Source organism: Ohtaekwangia sp. (assembly GCF_036786105.1).
Taxonomy (GTDB): Bacteria; Bacteroidota; Bacteroidia; order Cytophagales; family Cyclobacteriaceae; genus Ohtaekwangia.
The window spans coordinates 20,896-33,192 of record NZ_DAIQRQ010000006.1; the positions used below are offsets into that span (position 1 = coordinate 20,896).

General features: G+C 45.2%; 11 protein-coding genes. 5 read left to right on the forward strand and 6 right to left on the reverse strand.

Annotated features, from left to right (window positions below):
* The first annotated feature begins 16 nt into the window (after nucleotides 1-16).
* A complete protein-coding gene (locus tag V7Q33_RS04685) occupies nucleotides 17-2,137 on the forward strand; it encodes a WG repeat-containing protein (RefSeq protein WP_333819049.1) in 2,121 nt (706 codons plus the stop codon).
* Nucleotides 2,138-2,272: 135 nt separating this feature from the next.
* On the opposite strand, the gene floA is transcribed toward V7Q33_RS04685, so the two are convergent.
* The 3 genes from floA to proS form a co-directional block, all read right to left on the reverse strand.
* The gene (gene floA, locus V7Q33_RS04690; RefSeq protein WP_331979188.1) at nucleotides 2,273-3,274 is read right to left on the reverse strand and encodes a flotillin-like protein FloA; all 1,002 of its coding nucleotides are present in this window, start codon (nucleotides 3,272-3,274) and stop codon (nucleotides 2,273-2,275) included.
* Nucleotides 3,275-3,288: 14 nt separating this feature from the next.
* Entirely contained in the window at nucleotides 3,289-3,759 is a 471-nt protein-coding gene (locus tag V7Q33_RS04695; RefSeq protein WP_331979190.1) for an NfeD family protein, read from the reverse strand.
* An 89-nt stretch (nucleotides 3,760-3,848) separates the two neighbouring features.
* On the reverse strand, nucleotides 3,849-5,327 hold the full coding sequence (gene proS, locus V7Q33_RS04700; protein WP_333819051.1) for a proline--tRNA ligase: 1,479 nt from the start codon (nucleotides 5,325-5,327) through the stop codon (nucleotides 3,849-3,851).
* 152 nt (nucleotides 5,328-5,479) lie between these two features.
* Here proS and V7Q33_RS04705 point away from each other — a divergent pair, with 152 nt between their 5' ends.
* Together V7Q33_RS04705 and V7Q33_RS04710 are read left to right on the forward strand one after the other, a co-directional pair.
* Nucleotides 5,480-6,619: a hypothetical protein gene (locus V7Q33_RS04705; RefSeq protein ID WP_331979194.1), complete on the forward strand. Its 1,140-nt coding sequence runs from the start codon at nucleotides 5,480-5,482 to the stop codon at nucleotides 6,617-6,619.
* A gap of 38 nt (nucleotides 6,620-6,657) precedes the next feature.
* The gene (locus tag V7Q33_RS04710) at nucleotides 6,658-8,166 is read left to right on the forward strand and encodes a hypothetical protein (RefSeq protein ID WP_333819052.1); all 1,509 of its coding nucleotides are present in this window, start codon (nucleotides 6,658-6,660) and stop codon (nucleotides 8,164-8,166) included.
* Here V7Q33_RS04710 and V7Q33_RS04715 read toward each other — a convergent pair.
* The 3 genes from V7Q33_RS04715 to V7Q33_RS04725 form a co-directional block, all read right to left on the reverse strand.
* Nucleotides 8,156-8,656 carry a shikimate kinase gene (locus V7Q33_RS04715; RefSeq protein WP_333819053.1) on the reverse strand — a complete coding sequence of 167 codons (501 nt, stop codon included), beginning with the start codon at nucleotides 8,654-8,656 and terminating at the stop codon, nucleotides 8,156-8,158. The genes V7Q33_RS04710 and V7Q33_RS04715 overlap by 11 nt on opposite strands.
* A gap of 94 nt (nucleotides 8,657-8,750) precedes the next feature.
* On the reverse strand, nucleotides 8,751-9,866 hold the full coding sequence (locus V7Q33_RS04720; RefSeq protein WP_333819054.1) for a BT_3928 family protein: 1,116 nt from the start codon (nucleotides 9,864-9,866) through the stop codon (nucleotides 8,751-8,753).
* A 15-nt stretch (nucleotides 9,867-9,881) separates the two neighbouring features.
* Nucleotides 9,882-10,424: a DUF1599 domain-containing protein gene (locus tag V7Q33_RS04725; protein WP_331979202.1), complete on the reverse strand. Its 543-nt coding sequence runs from the start codon at nucleotides 10,422-10,424 to the stop codon at nucleotides 9,882-9,884.
* Between the two features lie 36 nt (nucleotides 10,425-10,460).
* Between V7Q33_RS04725 and folP the strand changes: the two genes are divergently transcribed.
* Together folP and cdaA are read left to right on the forward strand one after the other, a co-directional pair.
* Nucleotides 10,461-11,369, forward strand: coding sequence for a dihydropteroate synthase (folP, locus tag V7Q33_RS04730; RefSeq protein ID WP_331979204.1), 909 nt, complete (start codon nucleotides 10,461-10,463; stop codon nucleotides 11,367-11,369).
* A 39-nt stretch (nucleotides 11,370-11,408) separates the two neighbouring features.
* Nucleotides 11,409-12,281 carry a diadenylate cyclase CdaA gene (cdaA, locus tag V7Q33_RS04735; protein ID WP_331979206.1) on the forward strand — a complete coding sequence of 291 codons (873 nt, stop codon included), beginning with the start codon at nucleotides 11,409-11,411 and terminating at the stop codon, nucleotides 12,279-12,281.
* The last annotated feature ends 16 nt before the right edge of the window (nucleotides 12,282-12,297 follow it).

A 12,297-nucleotide genomic window follows, 5' to 3' on the forward strand; every position in this document is an offset into this window, starting at 1 on the left:
TCTACCTTTGCAGGCAATGAAGGTAGCGAGTTATACTCTGGCGTTGCTGTTAATGACTTTTCTTTCCTCGGCAGCGAATTATAGTGTTTTTCAGGAAAACGGTAAGGCGGGTTTAAAAGACGATCAGGGAAAGATTGTGATTCCTGCACAGTATGATGCACTGGGCTGGAGCAATGGTAATTTTTCTGTGGTTGATAATGTTACCGGTTATAAACTGGCTGGGCGCTGGGGACTGATTAATACCGGCAACCATCGCATTACCAAAAATGAATACGATGAGTTGACTCCTGCCGAATCGCAGCTTTTCATTGCGAAGAAAAGCTCTTCATATTCTCCCCGTGTTGTTGCCGGGTGTATTACCATTGCCGGCAAAGAAGCCATGCCTTTTGAATACGATGGTATAAAAATATTCTCTCTGCGAGCCATCGTCTTTACCAAGATCGGCAACCAGTATAAATACGGTGTAACCGATCTCGCTAATCACACTATTATTCCGCAGCAGTATCAGAATATATACCCGATAGGAGGCTTGCGCTTTGCTGTGCAAAATTTCGAGAACAAGTTTGCGCTGTTCTCTGAAACCGGTAAACAGGTAACCGGGTTCATCATCGACAAGATATCGCCCTTTACCAGGAACTATGCAATCATCTACCAGGGAATGGAGCAAGGCGTGATCGATCGTGACGGACAAATCAAAATTCCGCCTGCCCATCAGTCGATTGCCATGCTGGATGACGGTTCTCTGAAAATACGATTACCCCATACGTGGGAATTTCTGGATGGTCGCAACAAACTCATTCAAAAACATCAGGCCGATTCCATTGAGCCTGTTGATAAGAATCTGATCAAAGTAAAGAAGGGTGAATTGGTAGTGCTGGCTGATCAACAATTGAAACCGGTTTCTTCTAACACGTTCTCTTCCATCGGGAAGTTTATCAACAACAAAGCGATCGTGATGCAGAATCGTAAATACGGCATGATCAATCGCACGGGAACAATCATCATTCAACCCCTATACGATACACTGATACAGGGCAAGAGCTATATATTAGCCAGTCAGCGGCAGAATGGAAAAAACGCATGGCAATTGCTCGACAGTCTCGGAACCCAATTGACTACAAAGCCTTATGAATACCTCAAGCCTTTTGGCGATACATACCTGGTTGCAAATAATCGAGGTTTCGCAGGAGCGATCAATAACAAAGGGAAAGAAGTGATTGCGTGTGTATATGATTCAGTGCTACAAATTGATGATGGATTGATTGTTGTGAAATTTCGCAAGCAATATGGCATCATCAATATGAAGGAAGAGTGGATCGTTTCACCACGCCCCAACAAGCTGACCATATTAACGGAGAATAAATTCCTGGAAGAATCGCCACAGAGAAAGTCATTGAAGAGCACAGCGGGCAATGTGATATACTTTACGGATAATCCGATCAAGGTATCGCAAGACTATATATTGGAATACCTTCCTTCCGGCACGATCTGGAAGATAGACCTTGAAGGAAGAATTGCCGATCGACAGGTGCATCCCGAAGAAGCCATCGAGCGTATCTACGAAGAGAGCGAAGGACTGCGTGCTATACTCAAGAATGGTAAATATGGTTTTATAGATTCACAAGGACGGCTGCGCATAGCAAATCGCTATGAAGGTGTACAAAAGTTCAGTGAAGGACTTGCACCTGCCAAAATCAGAGGACACTGGGGATATATCAATCACCAGGATCAGATCGCTATACAACCTGCGTATGATGAAGTAACGGATTTTAAAAACGGTGTAGCGTTTGTGCGATTGAAGCAATTGTGGGGCACCATTGATAAAACGGGAAAGGTATTGCTACCGGTGCGCTATCAGCGGATAGCGTTATTACCTACTAAAAATTTTCTGATCACCATCAACGACCAGGAAGGACTGGCCGATGCCTCGGGTAAAATACTCATCTTGCCGCGATATCCTAAACTGGAAGATGTAGGCAATGGCTTTGCCATTGTAGCACGCGATGGTAAATATGGTGTAATTAACCTGCAGGGCATCAGCACAATCCCGCTGATATACGACTATATTCAGTACGACCCCTTCAATGAGTTCTTCATCGCGCAGAAAAGATCACTCTGGACTGATTTCAAAAATTAGGTATATATCTCTGGCGCGCAACAAAAAATCCCCGATGTCTTTCACACCGGGGATTTTTGTTTTATATGCAGTCAGGTAAACTCCTGACAACCACTAACTGTTAACGTGTAACAATTAACGGATATACTCCACCAATTACTGTCCTTCTTTCTTCGGCCCCGCTGGAGACTGACCTGTTTTACCGGTACCTGAAATTGCCTGACGCATTTCTGTATCGGCCTGTACGTTTTGCATTTTATAATAATCCATTACGCCGAGGTTTCCTTTTACAAAGGCTTCAGCCAATGCTTTTGGTATCTCTGCCTCGGCTTCAATTACTTTTGCACGCGCCTCTTGTCCTTTTGCTTTCATCTCTTGTTCGAGGGCAACCGCCATCGCTCTGCGCTCTTCCGCTTTTGCTTCCGCTACTTTCAAATCGGCAGTAGCCTGATCGATCTGAAGTTTAGCACCAATGTTAGCTCCTACGTCTACATCGGCAATATCAATCGACAAGATTTCGAATGCTGTGCCTGCATCCAGTCCTCGCGACAATACGAGCTTGGAAATTTTATCAGGACTTTCCAATACTTCTTTGTGTGATTTAGCAGAACCAATGGAGGATACAATACCTTCACCAACACGGGCAAGAATCGTATCTTCACCGGCACCACCCACCAACTGTGCTATGCTCGCGCGAACCGTTACGCGTGCTACAGCAATCAACTGTATACCATCGGCTGCTACCGCTGCTACTTTCGGCGTGGTAATAACTTTCGGATTAACCGAGATTTGCACGGCCTGAAATACATCGCGACCAGCAAGATCTATAGCTGTAGCTTGTTTGAAGCTAAGACTAATATTTGCTTTATCTGCAGAGATGAGCGCGCGAATTACATTCGGCACATTTCCACCGGCGAGGTAGTGCGTTTCAAGATCGGAAGTTGAAAGCTGAAGCCCTGCTTTGGTGGAGGTAATCAGCGACTCTACGATCACTCTGGGCGGCACTTTCCGGATGCGCATGAACACCAGTTCGAAAAGCCCGACACGAACGCCTGAGAACAACGCGGTGATCCAGAGATTTACCGGAACGAAGTAGAGAAAAATAAAAAACAGGATGATCCCGCCAAAGACCAGGATAAGTAAACCAGCAGCTTCCATAATAAGGGTATATTTTAATTAATAGGTTCTACAACAATTTGATTCGAGTACATCTGCGTAATCTTTACACGCTGCCCCTGCTCGATATAATTTCCCAACGTTTTTACTTCAAAGACGCGCTCGTGAAATTCTGCCTTGCCGATGGGGCGAAGCGTTGATAGGGTTACACCTTCATCGCCAATGTGAAGATCGACCAAAATATCTTCGTTTACTTTACTGGTGTTGGAAGACTTTAATGAAAATCTGGACCACGCCCCGGTTCGAAAACTATAGAATAACGCTACAAGTGTAGCCATCATGGTTCCCATCAGCACATAAAACCCAATATCATTTCCAAAATGACTATAGCTGATCACAACACCGGTAATGGTAAAGATCAATCCGAGTAATCCCACCACGGTGGTTCCCGGTATAAATACAAGCTCTACAATGATGAGGCCGAGGCCAATCATCAGAAGTGCCAGTATAATGATCCACATCAACATAGAGAGCAGGTTGGGTTATTTTTAGTCTGCTAATGTGCAGATTATTTGGCAAAGAATTACATACCCCCGCAAGGGTATTTGCCCAGGCACTAATAGGCCCGGGCAAATAACACGCGTCTTGACGAAGGTTTACCGGAATACATGCAGACACCGGCCTCTTCTTTTGCATCCAGGGGTATGCAGCGGATGGTAGCTTTTGTTTCTTCTTTAATGGCAGCTTCTGTTTCCTGCGTTCCGTCCCAGTGTGCCAGCACAAAACCACCTTTCCCATCGAGCACTTTCTTGAAATCCTCGTATGTATCCACCGATGTGGTTACTTCATTTCTGAATTTAAGGGCGCGCTGGTAAATATTGGTTTGAATATCCTCTAGAAGCTTCGGAATTTCCGTTGCTACCTGGTCGAGCTTCATTACTTGTTTTTCTTTTGTATCCCGGCGGGCAACTTCTACTGTGCCATTCTCCATATCGCGCGGACCGATTGCCAGTCGCACAGGCACACCTTTCAATTCCCATTCGGCAAATTTGAAACCTGGCTTATGCGTATCGCGGTTATCGAATTTCACGGCATAACCTTGCTTGCGGAGTGCGGTGGATATCTCCTGCACTTTATCTGCTATCTTGTTTAACTCTTCATCAGTTTTAAAGATCGGCACAATAACAACATGGATAGGCGCCAACTTGGGTGGCAGCACCAATCCATCATCATCCGAGTGCGCCATGATCAGCGCTCCCATCAAACGCGTGCTCACACCCCACGATGTTCCCCATACGTAATCGAGCTTACCTTCGCGGCTTGTGAACTGCACATTAAATGCCTTGGCAAAATTTTGTCCGAGAAAGTGCGATGTACCAGCCTGCAGTGCTTTGCCATCCTGCATCATGGCTTCGATACAATAAGTATCAATAGCACCCGGGAATTTTTCGCCCTCTGACTTTCTGCCTTTCACTACAGGCAATGCTAAAAAGTTCTCTGCAAAATCGGCATATACATCCAGCATTTGCACCGTTTCCTTTATTGCCTCATCGGCAGTAGCATGTGCCGTGTGCCCTTCCTGCCACAGAAATTCTGCTGTGCGCAGAAACAGACGCGTACGCATTTCCCAACGCACCACGTTTGCCCACTGGTTTACCAGTATAGGCAGGTCGCGATAGGATTGTATCCATTTTTTATAGGTGCTCCAGATAATGGCTTCACTGGTAGGACGTACTACCAGTTCCTCTTCCAGTTGTGCATCCGGATCAACAATCAATTTTCCTTTATTCTGCGGATCAGTTTTGAGGCGATAATGTGTAACAATCGCACATTCCTTGGCGAATCCTTCCGCATTCTTCTCTTCAGCTTCGAACAAACTTTTGGGCACGAACAGCGGGAAGTAAGCATTGGTATGCCCTGTATCCTTGAACATCTTGTCCAGTGCCTGCTGCATCTTTTCCCAGATGGAATAACCATACGGCTTAATCACCATGCAGCCACGCACATCAGAGTGCTCGGCCAGGTCGGCTTTCTTTACTAAGTCGTTGTACCACTGGGAGTAGTCTTCGTTTCGGCTTGGGAGTTCTTTCGCCATGCTGGTATAATTATTGTTTTTAAAATTGTTCGGAGGGCAAATATAAATTTTAACAAATTAAATACTGGCTAATTTTTGTAGCTTTATCAACACAAATCGAACGGTTTATCGTTTAATATTTGTTACAAAAGCAGATTCAAACCAAAGGCATTATGAAAACTTCAATCTTATTCAGCCTGGTAGCTATAGTTTTCTCTTCTGCAGCATTTGCACAGGAGTATGACGATATGTATTTCAACAGCAAGGACCGCAAAAAAGAAGATGCGCAAAAATTGGCGGATCAACAGGCATATGCGGCCAGCGTAAAGAAATCGAAGCGTATGGAAGAGGTAGCGGATGACAATTTTGTCAACCCTACTGACAGCTATTCAGCACGCAATGTTAATCCGGAATATGCAGCACGCGCCAATGCTGCCACTGCACAAACCGATAATCAGGATTATTACCTGAACGACTATCGTTATCAGACTACCAGCAATCTGAACAACTACAATAACAATTTAAATTCCTGGTATTCTAATCCATGGTATACTTCAGCATACTATGGTTCTTCTATTAATAGCTGGAACAGCCCGTATTACGGATACAGCAACGCTTATTATAGTCCGTGGTACAATCCATACTGGAGCAACGGCTGGTCTACTTCATTCAGCTACTACTGGGGTAATTCCTGGAACTATGGCTGGGGAGGAAATTACAACTACTGGAACAATCCTTATTACTTCGGCTACTCTTCAGCCTGGGGTCCTTACATGGGAATGGGCTATGGATACGGCTCCGGATGGTATGGAGGCGGTTATCCTGCAGTGGTTGTAGTCAACGGCTCTGATAATGGTCGCAACGTGGTTTACGGCAAGCGTGGTTCAAGAGGAACAAGTATTGTATCCAACGATCACTATACCAATTTTGCCAACACCGGCGGACGTACGCGTTCAACCAGCACCGGCACAACGACTACAGGCAGCAACACAGGTGCTACTAATGGACGTTTCTCCAGCAACTCGTATCCTTCTACAACTACCCGCAGCTCGAACGAGTACTATAACAGATCGTGGAGAAGCACCTCTACCCAATCGCAAAGTGGCTTCTCGCAGAATAATAATAACAATAACAACTGGCACAACTCTGCGCCTACACGAAGCAGCAGCTTCTTTGATTCTAATAACCGTTCCAGCAATTCATCCTTCACACCGTCCAGAAGCAGCTCGTTTGATGGTGGTGGCAGAAGCAGTGGATCATTTGGTGGTGGTGGCGGAGGCGGCTCACACAGCGGTGGCAGAACAAGACACTAGTCTATAGGGTAGCGTAAATTAAAATTCTTTTTGTGGTGATGAAGAAAAGTATTGGGATAGTCCTGAGTGTTATTCTCTTGTCTATAAATTATAGCGCATGGGCACAAAGTTATGCTGAATCAGCTTTGTTGTTTGGCAGAACGCAACCGGCAGGAAGTGCCCGCATCATTGGCCTTGGCGGTACTCAAATAGCCTTGGGTGGCGATTACAGCTCAGCCCAGTCTAACCCGGCCGGTCTGGGTATGTATAATCGCTCGGAAGTTACACTTACTCCTGCTCTTTCGTTTTACAACTCCCAGGCTACACTTAACGGCTCAACCAATAACGAAAGCTTCTCCAAATTCAATATACCGGGTTTTAGCCTGGTGTTTAACATGAAGCGCGACCAGGAAGGGGATTTTAAAGGAGGAACTTTCGGCATTACCTTTTCACGGATCAACGACTTTAATAATTCAACCATCTACAGCGGCCACAACACCACGTCATCGATTGTAGATTATTTTATGGAGCAGGCCAACGGCACCAACACCAGCCAGTTCGATAATGGCCAGTATCAATACAATACCCCTACGGGACTGGCATACTATAATTACCTGATCGGGCCTACCACCTTGTTAGACCCTCCCGGATCGGATTCTCAATACTTTACCGATGCTCCTGTAGAATCTGATCAGCGCGAAGAGATCACCACAACCGGAAGATCGAATCAATGGAACTTCTCATACGGAGCTAACTATAAAGACATTCTGTTCTTCGGCGGAGGTCTTGGTATCACTACCCTCAACTATAAATCGCAGAAAGTTTACAGCGAAGGCTATAGCTCGGATGTGATCAACAACATGCAGCTTTCCGAAAACCTGAATGTGCGCGGCTCTGGTGTAAACGTAACGCTGGGTGCTATCGCCAGGCCTTTTAATTTTATGCAGCTGGGCTTGTCTTTTACTTCACCAACGTATTATCAGCTCACAGAAACTTATGACGCTTCTATGTCTACCAGTTGGAAGAATTATGATTACTGGGACGGTCATCAGAATGTGCGCCTGAACAACGAGTCTGCCTCCACGGATGAAGTAACCTCAGACTATAGCCTGACAACACCTTTGAAACTCAGTGCGGGCATTGCATTTATATCGAAGTACGGTTTTATATCTGCCGATATTGAACGCACCAATCCAGCCAAGTCGCGGTATAGCTCGAATGTAACGGACGTATCTTTCTCCAGCGATAACGATCAGATCAAATCACTTTACAAAGCTGTATACAACTATCGTGTTGGTGCTGAGCTGCGCTACAACATTTTCCGCGTTCGTGCAGGATATAACATTCAAAGCAGCACATTCCAGGATAGAAACATTGATAATAAGATCGAAAGCATCAGCGGTGGTGTAGGCGTGAGGCTGAAGAAATTCTTTGCCGACTTTGCACTCATCCAGCGTAAAGCCAGCAATTACTATAGCCCGTATACTTTATCGGATGCTTCGGAGCCGGTGGTGAGTATCAAAAACAAGATCACCACATCGATGATCACCTTTGGGTTTACTTTCTAAACTGCACAGCCTTGAGCAGGCTTTGAAAGGTGGGATGATCGAGTATAATGTGTGCCTCCTTATAAACCGGCATTCGGTTTATATATAGTGTTTTCAGTTTTTCTTCTTTCTCGCTCAGGTCAGCAGCATGAAGCAAGGGGCGATCCTTATTCTTCCCTACGCGCTTTAAAAGCTCTTGCACCGACACATCAAAGAATATACTGATGCCCGACTCATTAATCACTTCTATACCTTTGTAAAAACAAGGCGAGCCTCCACCGGTAGCCATTACAAAGCTTTTTGGGGAGGCAGCCCACTCACGCAATACCTGCGACTCTACCTGGCGGAAATAGTCTTCACCGTTATCGGCAAAGATCTGCTGTACGGATTTTCCTTCGCGATTTTCAATCTCTTTATCCTGATCAACAAACAGAATACCTAAATGCTCCGCCAAGGGCAGCCCCAACGTTGTTTTGCCCGAACCTGGCATTCCTATCAGATATACTTTCATTTTTTACAATTGTAATATTGGAAAATTGAAAGATTAAGGCGGATAATCACTATGCCCAATCTTTCAATCTTAAAATTCTCCAATCTTTCAATATCTAATCAGTCTTCAATTTCTCCAACACCTCCGCAGCATCAGGGGTATCGTTGTGGTGCCACATGCCTTTTACTGTTCCGTCTTTCCATACGGTGATTCCGGGGTTAGAGCGGATGATAGTCTTCAACACAGTCGCATCTACAAAGTAATACGGCACGGCCAATTGATATTCATGACGGAAGGCTTCAAATTGTTCTGAACTGGAGGCGGTCAAAACCATCATTTCTACTTTACCATCAAGATCTTTCACTAACTGACGAATCTTATCGATGTTGCTTACCGAAGCTTTTGATACATCATAAATGATGAACAGAAGTTTTTCGCCCTGGAATGTACTTTGGGTTATATCCTCGCCTTCTACTGTAGATACAGTATAGTCGGTAATCTTCGCTTTCGTTTTATCTTCATTGGTCTGTCGTACGCTTACATATTTATACACCAGTGTATCGGGCAGGTATTCTGCCGAGCGAACTTCTTCGCCATTGTCTTTGCGTTGAAATATATACTCAAACTTCGGTTGCTCCTGCGGCTGCATTTGCTGCGGTATATTGTTACCAATTTTATAGGCGCGAAAGTCAATGAACGGCAAATGACGGATGGCATAAACCCCCAGACCGATGCATACGATGGTTGATATAATGATCACAATATTTCCTTCCCTGCTATACAACACCGGCTGATACGTTTTTCGATACCAGAATAAATGAAGGATGAATACAATGAGTATAACATCTTTTGTAAACGACTGCCATGGTGTAAGCTTAATGGCATCACCAAAACATCCGCAGTCTGTTACCTTGTTGAAATATGCAGAGTAAAATGTGAGAAACGTAAAGAAGACGATTAACGCCAGCAATATTTTGGTGGTGATATTCATGCGGTAATTGATCAACACCGCTATACCCAGCACCACTTCAAGCACGATAAGTATAAATCCAATCTCAAGCGCGTATGATTTGAAGAACAAAAAGAAAGAGCCAAAATCATCGGCAAATACTTCGAAGTATTCTTCCATTTTTATCTCGGTGCCAATCGGATCGTTGAGCTTGATCAAGCCCGAGAAAATAAACAGCGCTCCAACAAAAAATCTCGAAAACTGGTCAATAATCTTTCTCATGCCGGTATAGTTCAATCAGTCGTTCCCCAATTTTATCATAGCAAACACTGCGTAGTTGATCATGTCCTGGTAGTTAGCCTTCACTCCTTCACTCACCAATGTTTTGCCCTGGTTATCTTCAATCTGCTTTACGCGCAGCAGCTTCATCAGAATTATATCGGTAATGGATGTTACCCGCATCTCGCGCCACGCCTCACCGTAGTCATGATTCTTGTTTTGCAGCAACTCGAATGTTTCATTCACAGCACCATCGTACAGCGGCTGCAATTCTTCAAACGACATTTCCATGGCCGAAGACTTTTCCAGCTGTATCTGAATGAGTGCGATAACGCAATAGTTGATGATACCGATGAACTCATCGCGGATCGGATCGTCTACCTTTTGCACGCCTTTCTCCTGAATACTGCGGATGCGTTGTGCCTTGATATAAATCTGGTCGGTAATGGAAGGAAGCCTTAATATTCGCCAGGCCGTGCCATAGTCGCGCGTTTTCTTTTCGAACAGCGACCTGCAAACAGCAATCACCGTTTTATATTCCTGGGATGTTTTTTCGATCAAGGGATAAAACTTTAGCTCGCAAACTTCTTAATTTGAATGACAATTCCATCTATGACGGGCATGAAATCCGCTTTCGAAAATAATTTTTTTTCCACAAACAAAACACTGAACCTCCGCGGGCGGCTTGTAGACCTGCATACGCCCAGGGTAATGGGCATTCTCAACGTTACGCCCGACAGTTTTTACAGCGGCAGCCGGTATATTTCCGAGAACGAAATATTGAAACAAGCCGAAAAGATGGTGCAGGAAGGTGCCACTTTTATTGATGTAGGCGGCTACTCCACACGGCCCGGTGCAGCCGAAATTTCGGTTGAAGAAGAATGGAAGCGTGTGGTGGTGGCGATCCGTGGTATTGTCAGAAACTTCCCGGATACATTCGTTTCCATCGACACCTTTCGAAGCGAAGTAGCGCGGGCGGCTGTTGCTGAAGGCGCTTGCATGATCAACGATGTATCGGGAGGAACTATCGATGACAAGATGTTTGAAACCGTGGCGCACCTCAAGGCGCCCTATATATTGATGCACATGCGAGGCAATCCGCAAACCATGACGCAGCAAACTACTTATGAGAATCTGTTGAAAGACATCACCAATTTCTTCCATCAGAACATCCACACTTTACACCAGGCAGGCGTTCGCGATATTATTGTTGACCCCGGCTTCGGCTTCGCGAAAACAGTTGACCAGAACTTTGAGCTGCTCAATCACTTCGATCACTTTCAAATACTCGGCAAGCCCCTGCTGGCCGGGCTTTCCCGTAAGTCTATGATCTGGCGAACCTTGTCTACTACTCCCGAAGCTGCCCTTAACGGCACCACCGCACTCAACACCATTGCCTTGCTAAAGGGCGCAGGCATTTTGCGCGTGCACGATGTACAGGCTGCCGTTGAAGCTGTAACCCTGACCGGCAAGGTTATGTATCCATTCGCTAAAACCACGGTCTGATAATTGCCGGCCAATACTTTTACTTACTTTTGTTTCAGGATGATCTTTCTTTTCAAAATAGGATTTCTGGAGGTAAGCTGGGTTGACTTCATCGATATAGCGCTGGTGAGCGTTTTACTATATCAGATCTATAAACTCATCCGTGGCAGTATAGCTGTCAATATATTTTTGGGTATGCTGGCCTTGTACCTGGTATACCTCATTGTACGCGCTGCACAAATGGAATTGCTCACAACTATACTGGGGCAGTTTATGGGCGTAGGCGTACTGGCCATGATTATTCTCTTTCAACCTGAGATCAGAAAATTTCTGCTCGTGATCGGACGAGGAACGGAGTTTCGTGAAAATATATTCAAAACCATTTCGAACTGGCGCCATCAGTATCACGATGACTTTGATATTCTGCAGGTGATTGAAGCGGTAAAGACATTGAAAGCTACCAAGACGGGAGCTCTCATCGTTTTCTCGCGCGATACGGAGCTAAAGTTCTATGCGCAAACCGGTGATGCATTAGACGCTGAAGTAAATAAGCGATTACTGATCTCAATCTTCAATAAAAATTCTCCTTTACACGATGGTGCTGTCATCGTTCACAAAGGCCGCTTGCGGGCAGCGCGCTGTGTATTGCCGGTAAGCGAGAACGATCACCTTCCCCCTAATTTCGGGTTGCGCCACCGTGCCGCGGTAGGTATGTCTGAAAGTACCGATACACTGGTGCTTGCTATATCGGAAGAGACAGGTCGCCTTATTCTGGCGCGCAACGGTAAATACCTGCGTGCACTCAAACTGAAACAAGTCGAGCAAAAGATTTTGGAATATCTGCGGAATGATGAACCTGCCAATTGGGAAGAAATGACTATAGAAGAAGAACACGAGTCTACCGAAAGTTCTGCATCCCCGGCAAAAGCATAAATCTTGTTACCTTCAT